The 21,545-nt window shown below is 62.9% G+C and carries 18 protein-coding genes; 4 read left to right on the top strand and 14 right to left on the bottom strand.

The genetic code is table 11. From position 1 onward, the window contains the following. Positions 1-26 precede the first annotated feature (26 nt). Entirely contained in the window at positions 27-2,978 is a 2,952-nt protein-coding gene (gene polA / locus EN955_RS22605) for a DNA polymerase I (RefSeq protein ID WP_024504409.1), read from the top strand. 151 nt (positions 2,979-3,129) lie between these two features. Here the strand turns inward: polA and EN955_RS22600 are convergent, their stop codons facing one another. The 8 genes from EN955_RS22600 to EN955_RS22565 all read right to left on the bottom strand — a co-directional run bounded on the left by EN955_RS22600 (position 3,130) and on the right by EN955_RS22565 (position 11,094). Beyond that, positions 3,130-3,534 carry a Fur family transcriptional regulator gene (locus EN955_RS22600; protein WP_013529546.1) on the bottom strand — a complete coding sequence of 135 codons (405 nt, stop codon included), beginning with the start codon at positions 3,532-3,534 and terminating at the stop codon, positions 3,130-3,132. Positions 3,535-3,727: 193 nt separating this feature from the next. Continuing rightward, positions 3,728-4,774, bottom strand: a complete 1,047-nt coding sequence (gene mgrA, locus EN955_RS22595) for an L-glyceraldehyde 3-phosphate reductase (RefSeq protein WP_024504410.1) — start codon at positions 4,772-4,774, stop codon at positions 3,728-3,730. A gap of 120 nt (positions 4,775-4,894) precedes the next feature. Next, on the bottom strand, positions 4,895-6,037 hold the full coding sequence (locus EN955_RS22590; RefSeq protein WP_024504411.1) for a Gfo/Idh/MocA family oxidoreductase: 1,143 nt from the start codon (positions 6,035-6,037) through the stop codon (positions 4,895-4,897). Positions 6,038-6,048: 11 nt separating this feature from the next. Beyond that, the gene (locus tag EN955_RS22585) at positions 6,049-6,795 is read right to left on the bottom strand and encodes a sugar phosphate isomerase/epimerase (protein ID WP_024504412.1); all 747 of its coding nucleotides are present in this window, start codon (positions 6,793-6,795) and stop codon (positions 6,049-6,051) included. A 53-nt stretch (positions 6,796-6,848) separates the two neighbouring features. Continuing rightward, positions 6,849-7,946, bottom strand: a complete 1,098-nt coding sequence (gene ugpC, locus EN955_RS22580; RefSeq protein WP_024504413.1) for a sn-glycerol-3-phosphate ABC transporter ATP-binding protein UgpC — start codon at positions 7,944-7,946, stop codon at positions 6,849-6,851. 5 nt (positions 7,947-7,951) lie between these two features. Next, entirely contained in the window at positions 7,952-8,884 is a 933-nt protein-coding gene (locus tag EN955_RS22575; protein ID WP_024504414.1) for a carbohydrate ABC transporter permease, read from the bottom strand. Between the two features lie 2 nt (positions 8,885-8,886). Further along, positions 8,887-9,774 (bottom strand): sugar ABC transporter permease, encoded by an 888-nt coding sequence (locus tag EN955_RS22570; protein ID WP_024504415.1) that lies wholly within the window; start codon positions 9,772-9,774, stop codon positions 8,887-8,889. An 81-nt stretch (positions 9,775-9,855) separates the two neighbouring features. Beyond that, positions 9,856-11,094: an ABC transporter substrate-binding protein gene (locus tag EN955_RS22565; protein WP_013529539.1), complete on the bottom strand. Its 1,239-nt coding sequence runs from the start codon at positions 11,092-11,094 to the stop codon at positions 9,856-9,858. Between the two features lie 404 nt (positions 11,095-11,498). Between EN955_RS22565 and EN955_RS22560 the strand changes: the two genes are divergently transcribed. Continuing rightward, on the top strand, positions 11,499-12,554 hold the full coding sequence (locus EN955_RS22560; protein ID WP_013529538.1) for a LacI family DNA-binding transcriptional regulator: 1,056 nt from the start codon (positions 11,499-11,501) through the stop codon (positions 12,552-12,554). A gap of 17 nt (positions 12,555-12,571) precedes the next feature. Here EN955_RS22560 and gndA read toward each other — a convergent pair whose 3' ends face one another. From gndA to EN955_RS22530, 6 genes are all read right to left on the bottom strand, one after another. After that, entirely contained in the window at positions 12,572-13,999 is a 1,428-nt protein-coding gene (gndA, locus tag EN955_RS22555; protein ID WP_024504418.1) for an NADP-dependent phosphogluconate dehydrogenase, read from the bottom strand. Between the two features lie 148 nt (positions 14,000-14,147). Beyond that, positions 14,148-15,785, bottom strand: coding sequence for a copper resistance CopC/CopD family protein (locus tag EN955_RS22550; RefSeq protein WP_024504419.1), 1,638 nt, complete (start codon positions 15,783-15,785; stop codon positions 14,148-14,150). Between the two features lie 53 nt (positions 15,786-15,838). Beyond that, entirely contained in the window at positions 15,839-16,357 is a 519-nt protein-coding gene (locus EN955_RS22545) for a YcnI family protein (protein ID WP_024504420.1), read from the bottom strand. 41 nt (positions 16,358-16,398) lie between these two features. Then, positions 16,399-16,938 (bottom strand): copper chaperone PCu(A)C, encoded by a 540-nt coding sequence (locus EN955_RS22540; protein WP_024504421.1) that lies wholly within the window; start codon positions 16,936-16,938, stop codon positions 16,399-16,401. A gap of 97 nt (positions 16,939-17,035) precedes the next feature. Continuing rightward, positions 17,036-17,386: a DUF2946 family protein gene (locus tag EN955_RS22535; RefSeq protein WP_024504422.1), complete on the bottom strand. Its 351-nt coding sequence runs from the start codon at positions 17,384-17,386 to the stop codon at positions 17,036-17,038. Positions 17,387-17,583: 197 nt separating this feature from the next. Continuing rightward, positions 17,584-18,486 (bottom strand): GntR family transcriptional regulator, encoded by a 903-nt coding sequence (locus EN955_RS22530; protein WP_013529532.1) that lies wholly within the window; start codon positions 18,484-18,486, stop codon positions 17,584-17,586. 223 nt (positions 18,487-18,709) lie between these two features. Between EN955_RS22530 and EN955_RS22525 the strand changes: the two genes are divergently transcribed. Beyond that, positions 18,710-20,215, top strand: coding sequence for an altronate dehydratase family protein (locus tag EN955_RS22525; protein ID WP_013529531.1), 1,506 nt, complete (start codon positions 18,710-18,712; stop codon positions 20,213-20,215). 60 nt (positions 20,216-20,275) lie between these two features. Further along, entirely contained in the window at positions 20,276-21,274 is a 999-nt protein-coding gene (locus EN955_RS22520; RefSeq protein ID WP_024504423.1) for an aldo/keto reductase, read from the top strand. The last annotated feature ends 271 nt before the right edge of the window (positions 21,275-21,545 follow it).

Genomic DNA, 21,545 nt, shown 5'->3' with positions numbered 1-21,545 from the left:
CGCCGCGCCGCGCTATCCCTGCCGGCATGAAAAAAGGCGATCATCTCTTCCTTGTCGACGGCTCCGGCTACATCTTCCGTGCCTATCACGCGCTGCCGCCGCTGACCCGCAAATCCGACGGCCTGCCGGTCGGCGCCGTTTCCGGCTTCTGTAACATGCTGTGGAAGCTGATGCTCGACGCCCGCAATACCGATGTAGGCATCGTGCCGACGCATTTCGCCGTCATTTTCGACTATTCGTCAAAAACCTTCCGCAACGATCTCTACCCCGAATACAAGGCCAACCGCTCGGCACCGCCGGAAGATTTGATCCCGCAATTCGGCCTGATCCGCCAGGCGACCAGGGCGTTCAACCTGCCCTGCGTCGAGATCGAAGGCTACGAGGCTGACGATCTGATCGCCACCTATGCGAGGCTCGCCTGCGAAGCCGGCGGCGATACCACCATCATCTCCTCCGATAAGGATTTGATGCAACTGGTTGGCGATACGGTCGCCATGTACGACCCGATGAAGGACCGCCAGATCGGAATTCCGGAGGTCATCGAGAAATGGGGCGTGCCGCCGGAGAAGATGGTCGACCTGCAGGCACTGACCGGCGATTCGGTCGACAATGTGCCTGGTGTGCCCGGCATCGGGCCGAAGACGGCGGCGCAACTGCTCGAACAGTTCGGTGACCTCGACACGCTGCTGGCCCGGGCCGGCGAGATCAAACAGGACAAGCGCCGGGAATCGATCATCGCCAACGCCGACAAGGCGCGCATTTCTCGTCAGCTGGTGACGCTGATGAACGACGTACCGGTGACCGAGGGTCTGGAGGATTTCGTCCTGCACGCGCCCGACGGCCCGAAGCTGATCGGTTTCCTCAAGACCATGGAATTCACCTCGCTGACCCGCCGTGTCGCGGAAGCGACCAGCACCGAGGCCGGCGACGTCCAGGCCGTCGCGGTCACCGTCGAACGCGCCGATCATGCTCATGGCCCGGATGTTGGGGCCGGGTTGCCGCCGGTTGCCCGGAACGCGCCTGGCACTGAACCGGACGAAGCCGGCGGGACGGCGGAGACGTCAAAACAAGGCGATACCCCCTCCCTGCTCGCGGCACTAAGGCTGGAGCGCGCGGCCACCGGCAAGATCGACATTTCGGCCTATCACTGCATCCGCGATATCTCGGCCCTGAAAGTCTGGGTCGCCGAGGCACGGGAGGCTGGCATCGCCGCCTTCGACGTCAGGGCGACATCCGCCGATCCGATGCAGGCGGAACTGATCGGCATGGCCATCGCCACGGCTCCCGGACGCGCCGCCTACATTCCCTTCGCCCATATGAGCGGCAATGGCGACCTGCTCGGTGGTGGCGCGCTCGAAAACCAGATTCCGCTGCGCGAGGCGCTGGCGGTGCTGAAACCGCTGCTCGAAGACAGATCGGTTCTCAAGATCGCGCAGAACCTGAAATACGATCTTGTCATCATGAGCCGCTACGGCGTCGATGTCGCACCGTTCGACGACACCATGCTGATCTCCTACGTGCTCGATGCCGGTACGCCCCATGGTCACGGCATGGATGCGCTTGCCGAAAAGTGGCTCGGTCATACCCCTCTTCAGCTCAAGGACGTGACCGGCTCGGGCAAAAGCTCGGTCGGTTTCGATCAGGTCGACATCGACAAGGCGACGGCTCATGCCGCCGAAGACGCCGATGTGACGCTGCGGCTCTGGCTGGTGCTGAAACCGCGGCTTGCCGCCAAGGGCCTGGTGTCTGTCTATGAGCGGCTGGAGCGGCCGCTGGTGCCGGTGCTGGCGCGCATGGAACAGCGCGGCATCTCGGTCGACAGGCAGATCCTATCGCGGCTCTCCGGCGAATTGGCGCAGGGCGCCGCTCGCCTCGAAGAGGAAATCTACCAGCTCATCGGCGAACGCATCAACATCGGTTCGCCAAAGCAGCTCGGCGACATCCTGTTCGGGCGCATGGGCCTGCCCGGCGGTTCGAAGACCAAGACCGGCCAGTGGTCGACCTCGGCGCAGCTTCTCGAAGATCTCGCCGCCGAAGGTCACGAACTGCCGCGCAAGATCGTCGACTGGCGCCAGCTGACCAAGCTGAAATCGACCTATACCGATGCGCTGCCCGGCTTCATCCACCCCGACACCAAGCGCGTCCACACCTCCTACGCGTTGGCCGCTACGACGACGGGACGCCTGTCATCCTCCGATCCGAACCTGCAGAACATCCCGGTGCGCACCGCCGAGGGCCGCAAGATCAGGACCGCCTTCATCACCGACAAGAGCCATCGGCTGGTCTCGGCCGACTACAGCCAGATCGAATTGCGGGTGCTCGCCCATGTCGCCGAGATCCCGCAACTGCGGCAGGCTTTCGCCGACGGCGCCGACATCCACGCCATCACCGCGTCGGAGATGTTCAACGTGCCGGTCGAAGGCATGCCCTCGGAGGTTCGCCGCCGCGCCAAGGCGATCAATTTCGGCATCATCTACGGCATTTCGGCCTTCGGTCTCGCCAACCAGCTGTCGATCCCGCGCGAGGAAGCCGGCAACTACATCAAGAAATATTTCGAGCGCTTCCCCGGCATCCGCGATTACATCGAGGAGACCAAGGCCTATGCCCGCGAGCACGGCTTTGTCGAAACGATCTTCGGCCGCCGCATCCATTACCCCGACATAAGATCGTCCAACCCCTCGCTCCGCGCCTTCAACGAACGCGCCTCGATCAATGCCCGCCTGCAAGGCACCGCCGCCGACATCATCCGCCGTGCCATGATCCGCATGGAGGAGGCGCTGGAAAAAGCCGGCCTTTCGGCACGCATGCTGCTGCAGGTGCATGACGAACTGATCTTCGAGACCGTCGAGGCGGAAGTCGAGGCGACGATCCCGGTCGTGCGTCATGTCATGGAAAACGCGGCGATGCCGGCGGTCTCGATGTCGGTGCCGCTGCATGTCGACGCGCGAGCCGCCAACAACTGGGACGAGGCGCATTAGCACCAACGCAAGGTGTGTTGAGATTCAGATCAGGCCGAGCCGAAAATGGTGGATTCCGAGAACCGGAGCGGAGCGTACTTTTCGTACGTGAGCACCGGAAGCGCAGGAAGCCGCCATTTGCAGGCCGGCATCATCTGAATATCAACTCACCTCAAGCCGCCTCAGCCAAACACTTGGCACATGTCCCGCGAAACTCGATCACCGCCTTCTTGGCGGCGAAGCCGGTGGAGCGCACCCATTCGTCCAAGCTGTGGCCGACATCGTGGTCGGACATCTCGGTGACCTGCCCGCATGTGTCGCAAATGGCGAAGGCAGTCATCGAATGGCTGTGGTCATGCGGCTCGGCGCAGGCGACGAAGGAATTGATGCTTTCAAGCCGATGCACGAAACCTGACTTCACCAGCGTGTCGAGCGCGCGATAGACCTGAAGCGGTGCGCGAAAACCGCGCTCGCGCAATTGGTCGAGCAAGGTGTAGGCACTGAGCGGTCCGCTGGCGGTCTCGAGTTTCTCGAGCACGCACAGCTGGTTTTTCGTCAGCACATCCCTTGCCGCCATGATCCTGTTCCAACTCGCCTTGCGTCGCTTGCGCCGCGCACAAACGATCCATGTCCCACCCAGATAGCGACGAACAGGCATTTTTGCTACTGTTTCCAGCATTCTGCCCGCAAGGCGGCCGAGAACATCGATCGGAGCGGGGCAACAGGCAGGTTGCCCGCCGTTTTTCGCTTTGCCGGTTTATCGAGCGGACCTATTTCCTCGGCGGGCCTTTGCGCTCGGCAGAAGCCGCCCACAGATTGATGTCGGATTCGCGCGCGTAGGTGTCGATCTCGGCGAGTTCGGCATCGCTGAAGTCGAGCGCCTTGAGCGCGCCGACGCAGTCCTCGACCTGCTCCGGCCGGCTGGCGCCGATCAGTGCCGAGGTCACCCTCCCCTTGCGCAGCACCCAGGCCAGCGCCATCTGCGCCAGCGTCTGTCCGCGCCTGCCGGCGATGGCGTCGAGCGCCTTGATGTTGGCGATGGTCTTGTCGTTGATGAAGGATGTCTTCAGCGACTTGCCCTGGGAGGCGCGGCTGCCGTCCGGAATGCCGCCGAGATACTTGTCCGTCAGCATGCCTTGCGCCAGCGGCGAGAACACGATCGAGCCGACGCCGAGCCCTTCGAGCGTGTCGAGCAAGCCGTCTTCCTCCACCCAGCGGTTCAGCATCGAATAGCTCGGCTGGTGGATGACGCAAGGCGTGCCAAGCTGCTTCAAGATATCGGCCGCCTCGCGCGTGCGCTGCGAATTGTAGGACGAGATGCCGGCATAGAGCGCCTTGCCCGAGCGCACGGCATGGTCGAGCGCACCCATCGTTTCTTCCAGCGGCGTGTCGGGATCGAAACGGTGCGAATAGAAGATATCGACATAGTCGAGCCCCATCCGCTTGAGGCTCTGGTCGAGGCTGGCCAGAATGTATTTGCGCCCACCCCATTCGCCGTAGGGCCCGGCCCACATCTGGTAACCGGCCTTGGTCGAGATGATCAGTTCGTCGCGGTAGGCAGCGAAGTCGGTGCGCAGGATCTCACCGAAGGCGGTTTCGGCAGAACCGGGCGGCGGACCGTAATTGTTGGCGAGGTCGAAATGCGTGATGCCGAGGTCGAAGGCCTTGCGCGCGATCGCCTGCTTGGTCTTGTGCGGCGTGTCGTTGCCGAAATTGTGCCACAGGCCCAGCGAGATCGCCGGCAGCTTCAGGCCGGAGCGGCCACAGCGGTTGTAGACCATTTTCTCGTAACGGTTTTCGGCGGGCGTGTAGGGCATCGGAAAATCCTCGAATGGAAACGAGCCGGTCGGCTGCATCGTCACAACGCGGCGAGTTGGCTCTGCCCCCACCCTTACCCTCTCTCCGTCGAAACGGGGAGAGGGTTGAGGTGTGCTGCCCTATTTCTTCTTCGCCAAAAGCTCCTTGGCTTCCTTGACGCCAAGTGCGGCCGGCCGTTCGCAGGTGGTCTGCATGGCGACGAACTTGCCGGTTTCGCCGGAACGCAGCAGGCCGGTCATCACGTCGACGGCGTGCAGCGCCAGCTCCATCGAACAGCGGTGCGGCCGACCTTCCGCGATCGCCACCGCCATATCGGCAAGGCCTGACGTGCGGTAGTTGGCCATCATGCCTTGCGAATGCATCTCGTTGGGCACGCCGAACGGATGCGGCCAGTTCGGCAGCTTCTTGACCGGCTTGGCCGCGACGGTGAAGCGAACGTCACCACCGAAGAAGTTCGGGTCCGGCACAAACACCGTACCCGCCTCGCCATAAAGCTCCATCGGCGCGTGGCCGTGGGCCCAGACGTCCCAGCTGGTGTTGAGCGTGATAACGGCGCCGTTCTCGAACTCCAGCAGCCCGTGGATGGTTGTCGGCGTGTTGACCGGTATCTTTTCACCCGCGCGCGGCTTTGAACTGATCGTGCGCTCCTTGGCCGGCGTCGTCGCGAAGGCCGCGACCTGCTTCACCGGCCCGATCAGCTGGATCAGATTGGTGATGTAATATGGTCCGATGTCGAGCACCGGCCCCGCGCCTGGCTGGAAGAAGAAATCCGGATTGGGGTGCCAGTGCTCCATGCCGTGGCCCATGACATGGCACGTGCCACTCGTGACCTTGCCAAGCTTGCCGGTGTCGATCAGGTTGCGCACCAATTGATGCGCGCCGCCGAGGAAAGTGTCTGGCGCCGAGCCGATGCGCAGACCCTTTTTCTCCGCCCGCTTCTTAAGGTCGAGCCCTTCCTTGACCGACAGCACGAACGGCTTTTCCGAATAGACGTGCTTGCCGGCGTCGAGGATCTGCTTCGAGACCTCGTAGTGCACCGCCGGGATGGTCAGGTTGACGATGATGTCGATGTCGTCGGCCTTGAGCAGGTCTTCGACGGTGTCGGCGCGCAGCTTGAACTCCTTCGCCCGAGCCTTGGCCGCCTCCATGTTGATGTCGGCGCAGGCACGCATTTCAATGCCGCGGAACAACGGCGCCAGCGAAAAATACGCCTTCGAGATGTTGCCGCAGCCGATCACGCCGATGCCAAGTTTCTTTGCCATGCTGGTTGCTCCTAATAGGTTTTGGCGGCTGCGATGGAGCGGCGGGCGAAACGCTCGATGTCGTTGGGGTTGTCCTGTTCCATGACGTAGTATTGGGCAGCACTCCTGGCACGCAACACTTTGATCAGGCCGGCCCAGTCGATGGTGCCATGGCCGACATCCGACCAGCCATCCTCATCCAGCCCCTCGCCGGGCTTGGCCATGTCCTTGACGTGGACGGCGCTGATGCGCTTGCCGTGTTTCTCGATCCACGGCAGCGGATCATCGCCGCCGCGCACCACCCAGGCAACGTCCATCTCCCAGCTGACATCGGGCGCGGATGACAGGATGTGGTCCTGCGGCACCGATCCGTCGGCAAGTTTCTTGAACTCGAAATCATGATTGTGCCAGGCAAAGCCGTAGCCGGCCTTTTTCGCGGCGTCACCGACCTTGGCCAGGCGTTCGCCGAAACCACGCCAGCCGGCCACGTCGGATGGCCGCTGGTCGGGCATCAGGAAAGGACAGATGAGCAGCGTGATACCGAGTGCGTCGGCGGTTTTGCGCACGCCGTCAAAATCGTTCTCGAGCGCGTCGATCGAGAAATGCCCAGTCGGCATGGCAAGCCCGTTCTTATCGAGCTCGGCGCGGAATGCCTGGGGATCATCATAGACGCCGCCGAAACCTTCGACCTGGGCGTAGCCGAGCTTGCCGAGCATGGCGAGCACACCGTCCCAGGGTTGGAAATTGCGGGCGCTGTAAAGTTGGAATGACCAATTCATCGTCTCTGTCCGTTTTGCTTGGGGATCGTCGTTGGAAGGTTGGTTCTCGGAAGCTAGATGCGTGTGCCGGTTGCGGTGTCGAAAAGCGAGGCGCGCATCGGATCGAAGCCAAGCGTCACCGCCTCGTCGTTCTTGGGCGTGCGTTCCGAGGTCACTCGGACGCTGAAATTCTGCTGGGCAAGCTTCAGCCAGACCAGCGTGTCGGAGCCCATGGGTTCGACCACCTCGACATTGGCGGCTATCGAGAACGGCCAGCCGGTGCCGCTGTTCAGGCTGACATGCTCGGGCCTGATACCGAATGTGACGGGGCCGGGAGCCGGAGGCTTGGCAAAGTCGTAAGTGCCGAGCGGGATCTTGATATCCCCGGCCGCGAACCGCCAGCCGCCGTCGGCGTCTTCCAGGTAGCCATCGACGAAGTTCATTGCGGGCGAACCGAGAAAGCCGGCGACGAAACGGTTGACCGGACGGTTGTAGATGGTCTGCGGCGCATCGAGCTGCTGGATGACGCCGCCCTTCATCACCGCGATGCGGTCGGCCAGCGTCATCGCCTCGATCTGGTCGTGGGTGACGTAGATCATGGTGTTCTGCAGCTTGCGATGCAGCAGTTTGATCTCGACGCGCAGTTCGGCGCGCAGCTTGGCATCGAGATTGGACAGCGGCTCGTCGAACAGGAACACGTCGACATCGCGCACCAGCGCCCGTCCGATGGCGACGCGCTGGCGCTGGCCGCCGGAAAGTGCGGCCGGCTTACGCTGCAGCAGCGGCTCGATCTGCAGGATTTCAGCCGCCCGCGCGATCCGCTTGGCGATCTCTTCTTTTGGCGTGCCGGCGACACGCAGCCCGAAGGACAGGTTCTTCTCCACCGTCATTTGCGGATAGAGCGCATAGGACTGGAACACCATGCCGATGCCGCGGTCCTTGGGCTCTTCCCAGGTGACGTTCTTGCCCTTGATGAAGATGCGGCCTTCGGAAACGTCGAGCAGGCCGGCAATGCAATTGAGCAAGGTCGACTTGCCGCAGCCGGACGGCCCGAGCAGCACGATGAACTCGCCATCGGCGACATCCAGATTGAGCGTCTCCAAGACGGTCACCGCGCCGAAATTCAGCGACAGGTCCTGGATCGAAACGCTGGTATCGTTGGCTGCCGTCATCGCCATCACCCCTTCACCGCGCCGGCGGCGATGCCGCGTACGAAAAGCTTGCCGGAGATGAAGTAGACGATGAGCGGCACAAGCCCGGTCAGGATGGTTGCGGCCATATTGACGTTGTACTCCTTCACGCCTTGCACCGAATTGACGATGTTGTTGAGCTGCACCGTCATCGGATAGGTGTCGGGGCGGGTGTAGACGACGCCGAACAGGAAGTCGTTCCAGATGCCGGTCACCTGCAGGATGATGGCAACGACGAAGATCGGCAGCGACATCGGCAGCATGATGCGCAGGAAGATGCCCCAGAAGCCGGCACCGTCGACACGTGCCGCCCGGAACAGCTCCTCCGGCATCGAGGAGAAATAATTGCGGAACAGCAGCGTCAGGATCGGCATGCCGAAAATGGAATGGACGATCACCAGCCCGCTGAGGCTGCCATAGAGGCCGATCTCGCGCAGGATGATGACGATCGGATAGATCATCACCTGGTAGGGAATGAAGGCGCCGACGATCAGGATGATGAAGAACGTATCGGCGCCCTTGAAGCGCCAATTGGCCAGTGCATAACCGTTCACCGAGGCGATGGCGATCGACAGCAGCACTGACGGCACGGTGATGCGCACCGAATTCCAGAAGCCGCGCGAAAGTCCGTCGCAGTTAAGGCCGGTGCAGGCAGTCGACCACGCCTTGACCCACGGTTCGAAAGTGATCTCGAGCGGCGGTGAGAAGATGTTGCCGAGCCGGATCTCCGGCATGCCCTTGAGCGAGGTGACGACCATGACGTAGAGCGGCAAGAGGTAGTAGACCGCCATGACGAACAATGTGCCGTATAGGAAGACGTTGCGGCGCGAAATCACGCGGCGCGGCTTCGGGCCGTAGGGATCGGTGATGCCCTGGCGCGCGCCGGCGGCGGTGCTCGCTTGAGCGGTGATGTCTGCCATGCTCATTTGCGCCGCCCGAACTCGAGATAGGCCCAGGGCACGATGACGATCACCACCGAGAGCAGCATCATGGTCGAGGCAGCAAAGCCCTGGCCGAGGTTCTGGGCGAAGAACATATAGTCGTAGACGTATTTGGCCGGCACTTCGGAGGCGATGCCCGGGCCGCCGCTGGTCTGGGCCACGACGAGGTCATAGACCTTGACGATGCCGGCAGCGATGATGACGAGCGTGGTGATGAAGACCGGCCGCATCATCGGGATGACGATGAACAGATAGGTCTTCCACATCGGGATCCCATCCACCCGCGCCGCCTTCCAGATGTCCTCGTCAATGCCGCGCAGGCCGGCCAGCATCAGGCACATGATGAGCCCTGTGCCTTGCCACAGCGCCGCGATCGATATGCCGTAGATGACGATGCTGGAATTGTAGAGCGGGTCGAAGCTGAAGCTCGTCCAGCCTAAGTCACGGACCACATGCTGGATGCCGAAATCCGGATTGAGCAGCCACTGCCAGACCAGGCCGGTGACGATGAAGGAGAGCGCGAAAGGATAGAGGAAGATGGTGCGCAACGTGTCCTCGAAGCGGATCTTCTGATCGAGCAGTGCTGCAAGCAGGAAGCCGATGACCAGCGAGAACACCAGCGAGATCGCGCCGTAGATCAGCAGGTTTTCGATCGAGATCAGCCAGCGCGGCGTCGCCCACAACCGGTAGTATTGGTCGAGCCCGACGAAATTCAGCCGCGGCAAGAGCTTCGAATTGGTGAAGGAATAGAGCACCGTCCAAACGGTGCCGCCGACGAAAACCACCATGGCGGTGAGGATCATCGGGATCGAGGCGACCTTCGCATTGAGGTTGCGGAACAGAAGGTTGGGGCGTTCGCTCTTGCTCATCTCGTCAGCCGGCTGGGTAAGGGCGGTGCATTCCCGGCCCTGCATTCGCAAGGCCGGGAGCGAGGTGGGTTGCCGCCAGCGTCAGTCCGCCGAAGCGATGAGGTCGGCGAAGCGCTTCTGTGCGTCTTCGACGGTCAATTCCGGCTTGGCGAAGAATTCGGCGAAAAGGTCTTCCTTCTGCTTCTGGGTGTCCTGTGAAAGCAGTTGGTCCGTCCATGGAATGACGGCGCCCTTGGCGAGGATGGCGAGGCCTTTCTTCATGCAGTCGTTCGCCGCGTTGAGATCGACGTCGCCGCGCACCGGCAGGGAACCCTTCTTCAGATTGAAGGCAACCTGCGTCTTGGGATCGAGCAGCGTCTCGGCCAGCACCTCCTGCGCCTTGCTCTTGTCGGCATCCTTGAGCAGCGGGAAGTAAAAGGCGTCGCCGCCCGTGGCTATGACCTCGTTCAGCCCAAGGCCCGGCAGGCAGGTATAATCCTTGCCGGCGGTCTTGCCGGCAACCTGGAACTCGCCCTGTGCCCAGTCGCCCATGATCTGGCCACCGGCCTTGCCGGTGATGACCAGGTTGGTCGCCTGGTTCCAGTCCTGCACATTGGTGTTCTTCGCCATCTTGCGGGCATCGTCCGCGGCCTTGAAGACCTTGGCGACTTCGGGCCCGGCGGCGAACTTGGCATCCTTGTCCTTGTAGACCTTGAGGAATGTGTCCGTGCCGCCCACAGCCGCAAGCAGCACGTCGAAGGCACCGGAGGATTGCCAGGCTTGCCCGCCGACGGCGAGCGGGATGATGCCGGCCTTCTCCAGTGCCGGCGCTGCCGCCACGAATTCATTCCAGTCCTTCGGCAACGGCACGCCGGCCTTCGCGAAGGCTTCGTTGGACAGCCACAGCCACTGCCAGGAATGGATGTTGACGGGCACGCAATAGATCTTGCCGTCGATGGTGCAGCCGTCGAGCAGGCTCTTCGGCCGCACGACATCAGTCCACTTGCCCTTGGTGGCGACGTCGGTGAGGTCGCGCATCAGGCCGGCCTGCACCAGCTCTTCCGCCTGCCGGCCATGGTTGAATTGCGTGGCGCCCATCGGATCGCCACCGGTGATGCGGCTGATCATGATCGGCCGCGCCGTGCCGCCGGAACCGGCAATGGCGCCGTCCACCCAGTGGTTGCCGGTCGCATCGAATGCCTTTGCAAGTTCCGCAACCGCCGCGGCCTCGCCGCCTGAAGTCCACCAATGCGTGACTTCCAGGTCCGTCGCGGCCGCCTGACCGGCAAATTGCAGTGCAGCCGTCGCCGCCAGGGCAGCGGTCAAAAATCTGTATCGCATTTCGGCTCCTCCCAGAATCTGAAACGTTACAGATTTTCGATACGGCAATTGCGCGGGCTGTGCAACCCATCAACGAAGCGCCCTCGATATTTTTTCGGGCCGCGAACAAATTCGCCTGAATGATCGCGCTTCTCATGCACTGCAGCAAGGTTTGCTGCAACGCAAACACCGAGATACCGCCAGATACGGGCAAAAGGCGGCGGCAGGGGCGATTTCTCCTGGAATCCCAATGCGTTTCGCAAAAAGAACCATCCACCTCATGACGAGGACATACATCTCGATACTGGCAATCTGTAACGTTTCAGTATATTGACGCTTTGCCGGGGCTGGGACGCATATCGTATCGCTATGACGGCGATTGCCGACATGGCCCGCGGCTGCTATGCGCCTGACGGGCGGGACGAATGGACAGACAGCGTACGGACAAGAACGGGGAGAACTCGGCACAGGGACGGCCGACGTTGAAGACGCTTGCCTTCATGACCGGGCTCGGCGTCACCACCGTGTCACGCGCCTTGAAGGATGCCCCGGAAATCGGCGCCGAGACCAGGCGCCGCGTCCAACTCGTCGCCAAGCAGATCGGCTACCGGCCGAACCGCGCCGGCGTGCGTCTGCGCACCGGCAGGACCAATGTCATCAGCCTCGTGCTCAACACCGACCGCGAGATCATGAGCTTCGTCTCGGACATCATCTACGGCGTTTCGGAAGTGCTCGCCGAAACGCCCTATCACCTGATCGTCACGCCCTATTCCCGCTCGCAGGATCCGATGGAGCCGATCCGCTATCTCGTCGAGACCGGCTCGGCCGATGGCGTCATCATCTCGCGCACCCAACCGAACGATCCACGCGCCCGCTACATGCTCGAGCACGGCATGCCCTTTGCCACGCATGGCCGCACCGACATGGGCCTGGTCCACCCCTACCATGACTTCGACAACCATGTATTCGCGATGGAAGCCGTGCGCCGCCTGGCGAGCATGGGCAGGCGCAAGCTGGCGCTTCTGTCGCCGCCACCCGGGCTGACCTATTATGGCCACACGCTGAACGGCTTTGCCGATGCGCTGAGCGAGGTCGGCGCCAGCGAAATTCCGTTCAACACCGTTTCCATCGATCACACGATCGAGCAGATCAGGACCAGGACCGCGCAGGTGATGCGCCGCGAGAACAGGCCGGACGGCTTCGTCAGCAGCGCTGCCGCCGCGACACTGGCTATCGTCGCCGGCATTGAAGATGCCGGCCTCAAGCTTGGCCGCGACGTCGATGTCGTGTCCAAGCAATCGTCGGACCTGTTGCACCTGTTCCGGCCGGAATTGCTCGTCGTCAACGAGAACTTCCGCCTGGCCGGCTCCGATCTCGCCCGCTCCGTGCTCGGCTGGATCGGCGGCGCCGCACCCGGATCGTTGCAGCGCCTGGTCGCCACCAGCGAGGTTCAGGCGTTCAGCCCGCCGGTTTCCGTTTAGGCTCTTGGGCCGGCTTGTCAGCCAGCCGCACCGCTTCCCCACGGCCCATGGAACGCGCCTTTGTCGTCGATACGCTCGAAGCCGTGCGCGCCGAAGAAGTCGCGTTGCGCCTGGATCAGGTTCGAGGTGCCGCGGCCTTGGCGATAGCTGTCGAAATAGGCAAGTGCGGAAGACAGCGCCGGAACCGGCGAGCCGGCCTCCGAAGCCCTCGCCACGATGCGGCGCAGCGACGGATGCGCTCCCTGCATCAGCGAGATGAAGGCCGGCGCCATCAGAAGGTTGGTCGAGGCGCCGCCCTTGCTGAAGGCTTCCGCCATGGTGTCGAGCATCTGCGAGCGGATGATGCAGCCGGCGCGCCAGATCCTGGCGATGGTCGGCATCGGCAGGTTCCAGTTGAATTCCTTCGACGCGCCGCTCATCACCGCAAAACCTTGGGCGTAGGCGGCGATCTTGCCGGCGAACAGCGCCAGTTCCAGATCTTTCAGCAAGGCGTCCTTGTCACCGGAAATCTTCGTCACGCCGATGTTGCCATAGGCCTTTTCCGCCGTCAGCCGCTCGTCCTTGATCGACGACAGAACGCGCGCCGCCACCGCCGCCTCGATCGCGGTGGCCGGGATGCCGAGCTGCTGCGCCTCGATGACCGACCATTTGCCGGTGCCCTTCTGGCCGGCGCGGTCGAGGATGATGTCGACCACCGGTTTGCCGGTCTTCGGATCGTCGGCCGCCAGCACCTTGGCGGTGATCTCGATCAGGTAGGAGTTGAGCCGGCCCTTGTTCCAGTCGGCAAACACCGTGCCGATCTCTTTCGGACCCATGCCCAGGCCGTCGCGCAGGATGCCGTAGATCTCCGCGATCATCTGCATGTCGGCATATTCGATGCCGTTGTGGATGGTCTTGACGAAATGTCCGGCGCCGTCGGTGCCGAGCCATGCCGCGCAGGGTTCGTCCTTGAATTTGGCGGAGATCGCCGTCAGCACCTTCTCGACGCGCTTCCATGAGTCCTCCGTGCCGCCGACCATGATCGACGGCCCGTGGCGTGCCCCCTCCTCGCCGCCGGACACGCCCATGCCGATGAAGGTGAGACCCGAACCGGAAAGCTCGGAGAAGCGCCGCATCGTGTCGCGGAAATTGGCGTTGCCGGCATCGATGACGATGTCGTTGGCCGACAGCACGCCACGCAGTGCCGCGATCTGTTCGTCGACCGGCTTGCCGGCCAGCACCATGATGATGATCGGGCGCGGCGGCCGGATCGCGGCGGCGAGCTCTTCAAGGCTGTAGCAGGGCACGACCATGTCCCTGAGTGCGCCGGCATTCTCGACAAAGGCATCGGTGCGCGCCCTGGTGCGGTTGAAGACAGCGATGCGGTGCCCGTGCTCGGCGATGTTGAGCGCCAGGTTGGAGCCCATCGTGCCAAGGCCGATCAGGCCGATTTCGGCTTTTTCCATCGTTTCTTCCCTGCTCTCGGATCGTTTGTTGAGACCGCGATTTTGCGGGCGATGATTGACGGGCCTTGACGCCTGCGTCAACCGCCTCGCCGAATTGTGTTGCCCGGATTGTCGGTCGTGCCCGTGTAGAGGTACCTGGCAGTCCCGCCTACGGCCTGATGTCGACGGGCGCCTCGATCTTCACCATCTGAAAATCCGAGACCAGTATGTCGATGCGCACCGTCCACCGACCGGGCACCGGAATGACGAGGTTGTCGACGCGCCAGCTGCCGTCGCCGGGCTTGGTCGCCGTGCGCTTCAAGGGTTCGATGCCGGAATCGGGCTTTGACAGCACAAGCGTTACCTCCTTGGCGTCGAGCGGGCCGAAATCGCCGCTCATGATGACCATCGAGGCAACGACCGGGCCGGCATGGCCGGGAGTGAAGTTGAGATCGGCCATCGCTTGCAGCGCGTGGATATGGACCGACACCGGTTGCGCTGCCGCGATCGCCAGGGCTCGTGGCGGCGGTGTGAAGCGCCAGCCCGCGGCAACGCCGAAAATCGCCAACACGATCAACATCTCGACGCCGATCGAGCGGACCAGCCTGCGTTGAACTTCCGTCGATCCCGCCTCGGCCGATGCCGTGAGTTTCCAGCGGTTGACGGCAGCGAGCGTGAACAGAAAGACCAGCAGCCCGAGCTTGATCAGCAGCAGCCTTCCATAGGCGGTGTCGACCAATGCCGCGGGCGTTTGCACCTGGATGACGGCAAGCACGGTGCCGGCAGCGGCAAGCACGGCCACCACGGGCAGGATCGCCCAAGAAAATCGCCGCAGGAATGGCGTGGCCTCCGCCGATTGCCCCTTGAGCGCCAGCCCGAGTGGGACCAATGCGCCGACCCACGACGCGATGCAGACGCCATGCAGGAACACCATCGGCCGCGTCAGCCATTGCGGTTCGGCGGCACTGGCATGGCCGCTGGCGGCAAGTGCAATCCCCACCCCGGCCAGGCCGGCCAGCGCCAATGGCTTGGCGGTGGCACGGGGACCGGCCAGCGACAGCAGGCCAAGCCCCAGCGCGATCAGCGCGACCAGCACCGTCCAGCCGAAGCTGGTGCCGAGCCCGGTCCGCCAGATGACCGATTGTGCCAGATGGGAGAGCGGCGCCCCGAGTGCATCAAGCCCCTGCAATCCGAGCGACAGGGACGACGCGACCAGCCCGCTCAGGATTGCAGCTGCAACGAAGCGCTGCCCGGCACGGGCACTTCCGGCCAACCAGGCAAGCGCGAAGGCGCCGCCAACGCCGAGGAAGAGGCCGACGTAGAGAAAGATTTTGCTCGCCCAGATAGCCGACCGCAACGGCCAGTCGACGGCTTCGGATACGGCCGGCGGTTCGCTGGGCGCTCCGATGGAAAACAGCAGCGATCCGCCGACGGGATGACCGTCTGCGGAGATGACGCGCCAGCTCAAGACATGCGTGCCCGACTTGAGCGGCTGCGGATTGTCGATCTCGACGGTCTGGTCGCTGAGACGAAAGGCGGTCAGTGGAACCGGCTTGCCGTCGGGCTTCACCAGCGTCAGCACCAGAGGCGAGACCGGCTCGCTGAAGGTCAGCGAGAACTGCGCCGGTCCCTGTGCCAGCACCGCGCCGTCGGCCGGGTCGGTCTTGATCAGCGCGGCATGGGCAAAGGCCTGATCTGACACGGCAAGGCTGGCAAGAAACACGATCACAGCCAACAGGCCGACGGCAAGCCGGCCGGTGCGTTTGCCGGTCATGCAAGCCGTTTGCAGGAGGGAGGTCGTGCTCATGTCACCGCCACGAAAAAGAGCGGCGCACTCGAAAGAGCGCGCCGCCTGGGAGATCATTTCTTCGGCAGCAGCTTGATGCCGGGTGCCGGGCTTTCCAGTGCGTCTTCATCTTGCCCTGCCGCTGGAATCTCGATCCAGCGATCGGCTGCACCGTCGCATTCCTGCACGACCGGGAAATAGAGTTTTTGGCCGACGGGGAGGTCCGCCGTCAGCGTCGCGCGGAAAACGAACTCGTCATAGAATTCATCGGGCAGGTTGCCGCCGCTCCAGTCGACCTCCTTGACCCCATCGGTCACCGCCTGACCGTAGAGGTGGTAGGATTTCTCGTACTTGCCCTTCTTGGTCTGCAGCGTCCAGCCGGGCTTCGGCATCGGCTTGATCGCGATCACCCCTTCCGGAATCTGCACGCGCACGGCGGTCGTCGCCTTGCCGTCGCAGCCATGCGGCACGCGCAAAACGGCCTTGTAGGTCGAGCCGACCGCCGCCTCCTGGGTTTCGAACGTGATATGCGCGAAGGCGGCGCTGGTTCCGAGCGCGAGAAGTGCGCCGGCCGACAAAAGATATTTGTTCATGATGGTCCCTCGGATTTTCAAGATTTGTCGAGCTGGCGCGGTCAATTGGCGTGATCGTCCACGGCGCCGCCGCCCATGCCTTCGACGGCGAAATCGACGCTGACGGCGCCGGCCTTTTCGAAGGTCAGGGTGGCGGAGAACTTTTCGCCCTGTTTGGGTTGCCGCTTCAGGCCCATGAACATCAAATGATAGCCGCCAGGTGCAAGGGCTACCTTGCCGCCGGCCGGAATTTCCAGGCCGCCGGCAACCGGCCGCATGGTCATGACGCCGTCCTTGACGCCCATCTCATGCAGCTCGGCCTTTTCGGAGACATCGGAGGAAATCGACACCAGCCGGTCCGGCGCACTGCCCTTGTTGGTGATGGTGAAATAACCGCCGGCCACTTTGGCGCCGGCCGGCGTGGCGCGCGACCAGGGGTGGCCGATCTCAAGATTGCCAACCTTGAACTCATGCGCGAAGACGGACTGCGCGCCTGTGAACAGCAGCGCAAGAGCCAGCACGGCAATGCCGACACGCTCTTCGATGCCGCGTAGAATGCTGCCGGCCATAGGACGCGCGGCGTCAGGGAAAAAATAGGACATGGTTGCTCCATGAAGTGAAGGTCGCGCCGTTGCCGGTCGCGAGCAGTTAGATCTTTGGATGGGTACGCCCACGAAAGGTTCCGCCGGGCAAACAGGCTCAGGCCGTCAGCGGCGGCGCGCGCGGGTTCGACGGCGAGCGCTCACGCGCAAAGTCGAGATGGATGGCCGCCGGGAAGACAAAGGCGACCGTTTCAAAGGAAAGGCTGCCCAGCGCCAGACCGGCATTGGGCGGCGGCGCAAAGGCCGCCAAAACCATGCTGCAGCCGAGCACGCAGCATGCCGGCAGATGGGACGGCGGCTGGTTGCCGCCCGGAAGCTGGGTTGCGCCTTCATGGGTACAGATGACATTGCCGAAAGCGTCGAGTTGCGATGCATTGGGACCGGCGCCGAAGGCACCAAGCGTCGACTGGAGCAACAGCAGATAGGCCGCGACAAGCGCGACCGGCATGCTCCATCGTCTCCTCGATACGCCCAAAGCCCTGCCTCTTCGCAGCAACCAACCATATCTAGCACGGGGCCGGCGGGTGGAAAATCGCCAAATCGCCGCGGCGGCAACGCGGCAGGCCCAAGGCATGTCGCCCAGAAGTGTATAGCGGTTTTGGGACAACGACATGCATGAAACAAGGCTGCGAGCCGCGATGCGGCTCAGTGTTTTTGCAGCGACCGGCTCTCCGGGATCGAGGTCAGCAATGTCTGGCGCGCCGACTTCAAATGCTTGCGGCAAGCGGCGTCGACCTTGCCGAGATCGCGTGATTTCAGCGCTTCTATGTAGACCAGATGCTCACCGATCGCGACTTCGTTGCGCTCGCGTTCCTGCGCCTTGTTCCACTGGTAATGGTAGTGGAAGATCATGGCGATGACATCGTAGAAATCGACGATGAAGCGATTGCGCGATGCCCGGTGGATCAGCCGGTGGAAGCGCTCGTCGAGTTCGGAGAACTCCGTGAAGCGGGCGGCAATGTCGTTTGCCAACTGGCGATGCTCGTCTTCCAGGCGGTCGAGATCGGTCCAGACCGCGCTGTCCTGCGGTAAAGCGGCAAAGGCGGCCGCCGAGCGCAGTTCGAACATCTCGCGGATTTCGGTCAGCTCCAGCGCGAAGGCGCGCGTAAAGCCCTTCAGCACCCAATGACTGTTGCGACGTTTCTCGATCAGGCCGAAGCGGGAGAAGCGGATCAGGAACTCGCGCACGCTGGTGGTGCCGACGCCGATCTCACGCGCCAGTTCGAGTTCGTTGATCTGCATGCCGGCTTCGGCGCCGCCGGCGAGCAGTCGACGCATGAACGACCGTTCGATGATCTCGGCCAGCGTGTCTGTCTCTTCCTCGGGGAAGAAATCATCGGGAAGCGGTTCGCGCAGCACCGTCTTGGCGCGCTTGTTCCAGGCGATCAGCCCGGTCTCTTCCATGCGCGCGAGAATGGTGCGCACCGTGGTACGGCTGACGCCAAGCAAGGTGCCCAGTTCCGGCTCCGAAGGCAGGCTGCGCGTTTCGTCGAGCAGCCGCAGGCAGCGGTTGTAGGCATCCTTGTAGACGTTGTTGCTCTTCGACATCCCTGACCCGTTGCACGCCGTCGCTTGCAGCGGACGGTTTGAAGCGCAATATGACGTTCGCATGGCTCTGAGAAGCGAAATTGCTTCCCGGAACAACCCGGAGACATGCGGAACTCCCCACGAAAAAACAATTGACGCAAAACTGTTTTTTCACGATAAAAGACAATATCTCTAAACAGGCGCGTGTCAATCCGCCCCTCGCAACCCACCCAGGAAACCGCCCGTGAACGCCTCCAACTGCATTCTTCTGTCCCCCGCCGACAATGTCGCCGTCGCCAACGGCCGCATCGAGATCGGCACCGCGCTGCCGGGCGGTGCCGTCGCCAGTGCGCTGATCGAGCCCGGCCACAAGGTGGCGATCAAGCCGATCGCCGCCGGCGAGGCCGTGGTGAAATACGCCCAGGCGATCGGTCGCGCGACACAGGACATCGCAGCCGGCGAGCACGTGCATTCGCACAATCTGGTTTTCGAATCCGGCCGCTTGCCGGTCGTGCCGCCGAGCGAGGCCGAGCACGCGACGGAGGCCGACCGCGCCCGCACCTTCATGGGCTATCGCCGCGCCGATGGCCGCGCCGGCACGCGCAACTTCATCGGCATCGTCGCCAGCGTCAATTGCTCGGCCACCGTCTGCCATTCCATCGCCGATACCGCCAACCGCACGCTGTTGCCGAAATACCCCGGCATCGACGGCTTCGTGCCGATCGTGCACGGCCAGGGCTGCGGCATGAGCGGCACCGGCGACGGCATGATGGTGCTGCACCGCACGCTTGCCGGCTATGCCCGCCACCCGAATTTCGGCGGCGTGCTGATGGTCGGCCTCGGCTGCGAGGTCAACCAGCTCACCCTCTACGGCCAGAAGGGCGTCGCTGCCGGCAAGCGCCATTTCAACATCCAGGACGCCGGCGGGTCGCGCAAATCGGTGGAAAAAGCGATGGGCGTGCTGGCCGAGATCGCCGAGGAAGTCGGCCAGTTGAAGCGTGAGCCGATCCCGGTCAGCGAGATCGTCGTCGGCCTGCAATGCGGCGGCTCCGACGGCATGTCGGGCATCACGGCCAATCCGGCGCTGGGCGCGGCTGTCGACATCCTGGCCGGCGTCGGCGGTATCGGCATCCTCTCCGAGACCACGGAAATCTACGGCGCCGAGCATCTGCTTGCCTACCGCGCGGCAACGCCGGAGATCGCGCAGAAGCTCGACGGCTTCGTGAAGTGGTGGGAGGACCACGTCGCCAAGCATGGCGCCTCGATCGACAACAATCCCTCGCCCGGCAACAAGCGCGGCGGCCTCACCACCATCCTGGAGAAGTCCCTCGGTGCGGTCGCCAAGGGCGGCCAGACGCCGCTCAACGGCGTCTTCGGCTACGCCGAAAAAGTCACCGGCAGTGGCCTCGTGTTCATGGATACGCCTGGCTACGACCCGGTTTCGGCGACCGGCCAGGTGGCGGGCGGCGCCAACGTCATCGTCTTCACCACCGGCCGCGGCTCCTGCTTCGGCTGCCGTCCGACGCCGTCGATCAAGGTCGCCACCAACTCGACCATGTACCACCAGATGGAAGAGGACATGGACGTCAATTGCGGCGTCATCGCCTCCGGCGAAAAAACCATCGCCGGCATGGGCCGCGAGATCTTCGAACTGATCGTCGAGACGGCTTCCGGCCGCAAGACCAAGAGCGAGGACTTCGGCTACGGCGACAACGAGTTCGTGCCCTGGCATCTGGGCGCAACGCTTTAGATTTTACTGATATAAAGTAGACTGCGCGCCGGTCAGCGGCGGGCAACGGGGAGGTTTTGCATGGAAAAACGCCGTATCGGTCAGACAGCTCTGGAGGTCACCGAAGTCAGTTTCGGCGGCGCCGCACTTGGCGGCCTTTACCGCGCCTGTTCGCGCGAAGCGGCGATGGAGACGCTGCAGGGCGCCTGGGATGCCGGCCTGCGCTATTTCGACACCGCACCCTTCTACGGCTTCGGACTGTCGGAGCGCCGCTTCGGCGACTTCCTGCGTTACAAGCCGCGCGATTCCTATGTGCTGTCGACCAAGGTCGGCCGGCTGTTTCGCCCGGTGCCGGACGATCAGGTTCCCGATCACTCCTATGTCGATCCGCTGCCCTTCGCGCTCGACTACGACTATTCCTATGACGGCATTATGCGGTCGGTCGAGTTCAGCTATGCGCGGCTTGGCCTAAACAGGATAGACATCCTGTTTGTTCACGACATCGGCGCCTACACCCATGGTATCGAGAAGACCAAGCTGCATTTTCGCGACCTGATGGATGGCGGCCTCAAGGCACTCGAAGAGCTGAAACGGACTGGCGTCATTTCCGCCTATGGGCTTGGCGTCAACGAGGTGCAGATCTGCCTGGACGTCATGCGCCGGGCGCCGCTCGACTGTATCCTGCTTGCCAGCCGCTATTCCTTGCTCGACCGCAGTGCCGAAGCCGAGTTGCTGCCGCTATGCCGGGCACAGCAGACCTCCTTGGTCATTGGCGGCGTGTTCAACTCCGGCATCCTGGCGACCGGCCCGGTGCAAGGCGCACATTTCGACTACCGCCCCGCCAGCCATGACGTGCTCGACCGCGTCGGCGCAATGGAGAGGATCGCCGCCGAGGGTGGCTATCCGCTCGCCGCCGCAGCGTTCCAATTCCCCTTGCATGAAGCTGCCGTCGCCACCGTACTGACCGGCACCGCCAAGCTGGCAAATCTGACGCGCAACCTCGAGCTGCTCGACATCGACGTACCGGAAACGGAATACGCCAAATATCGTCCCTACACGCTGGTGCAGGAGCTGGTGTGAAACTTCATGTTCCTGCGGCACATGGAGGAATGGATATTCCATATTGACGAATTGGTGGAATTAATATTCCATACATTCCCAGAACGGAACGGAAGCGTGACGGCGCCAATGGGAGAACAGGGCTGGGGATCTGCCTCTGCCAGACCTCGCAACGACTGATCAAACACCGCTTGCATCGATCTGTTCGATGCACTATCAAAACAGGGCAACTGTTTTTTATTGATAAAGTTCTGTTTGGGACCGCGCCTATCCGAACGGAGCTTCCGTATCG

The organism is Mesorhizobium sp. M7A.F.Ca.CA.001.04.2.1, assembly GCF_003998485.1.
Lineage (GTDB): Bacteria > Pseudomonadota > Alphaproteobacteria > Rhizobiales > Rhizobiaceae > Mesorhizobium > Mesorhizobium ciceri.
This window is presented reverse-complemented; position numbering and strand designations above follow the sequence as displayed.

Coding starts and splice junctions, on each gene's coding strand:
- EN955_RS22550 (WP_024504419.1), bottom strand. CDS start 15,785: ATGAGCACGACCTCCCTCCTGCAAACGGCTTGCATGACCGGCAAACGC.
- EN955_RS22590 (WP_024504411.1), bottom strand. CDS start 6,037: ATGGCAAAGAAACTTGGCATCGGCGTGATCGGCTGCGGCAACATCTCG.
- gndA (WP_024504418.1), bottom strand. CDS start 13,999: ATGGAAAAAGCCGAAATCGGCCTGATCGGCCTTGGCACGATGGGCTCC.
- EN955_RS22545 (WP_024504420.1), bottom strand. CDS start 16,357: ATGAACAAATATCTTTTGTCGGCCGGCGCACTTCTCGCGCTCGGAACC.
- EN955_RS22540 (WP_024504421.1), bottom strand. CDS start 16,938: ATGTCCTATTTTTTCCCTGACGCCGCGCGTCCTATGGCCGGCAGCATT.
- EN955_RS22570 (WP_024504415.1), bottom strand. CDS start 9,774: ATGAGCAAGAGCGAACGCCCCAACCTTCTGTTCCGCAACCTCAATGCG.
- EN955_RS22560 (WP_013529538.1), top strand. CDS start 11,499: ATGGACAGACAGCGTACGGACAAGAACGGGGAGAACTCGGCACAGGGA.
- EN955_RS22535 (WP_024504422.1), bottom strand. CDS start 17,386: ATGCCGGTCGCGCTTGTCGCGGCCTATCTGCTGTTGCTCCAGTCGACG.
- EN955_RS22530 (WP_013529532.1), bottom strand. CDS start 18,486: ATGTCGAAGAGCAACAACGTCTACAAGGATGCCTACAACCGCTGCCTG.
- EN955_RS22600 (WP_013529546.1), bottom strand. CDS start 3,534: ATGGCGGCAAGGGATGTGCTGACGAAAAACCAGCTGTGCGTGCTCGAG.
- EN955_RS22565 (WP_013529539.1), bottom strand. CDS start 11,094: ATGCGATACAGATTTTTGACCGCTGCCCTGGCGGCGACGGCTGCACTG.
- polA (WP_024504409.1), top strand. CDS start 27: ATGAAAAAAGGCGATCATCTCTTCCTTGTCGACGGCTCCGGCTACATC.
- ugpC (WP_024504413.1), bottom strand. CDS start 7,946: ATGACGGCAGCCAACGATACCAGCGTTTCGATCCAGGACCTGTCGCTG.
- EN955_RS22520 (WP_024504423.1), top strand. CDS start 20,276: ATGGAAAAACGCCGTATCGGTCAGACAGCTCTGGAGGTCACCGAAGTC.
- EN955_RS22575 (WP_024504414.1), bottom strand. CDS start 8,884: ATGGCAGACATCACCGCTCAAGCGAGCACCGCCGCCGGCGCGCGCCAG.
- EN955_RS22585 (WP_024504412.1), bottom strand. CDS start 6,795: ATGAATTGGTCATTCCAACTTTACAGCGCCCGCAATTTCCAACCCTGG.
- mgrA (WP_024504410.1), bottom strand. CDS start 4,774: ATGCCCTACACGCCCGCCGAAAACCGTTACGAGAAAATGGTCTACAAC.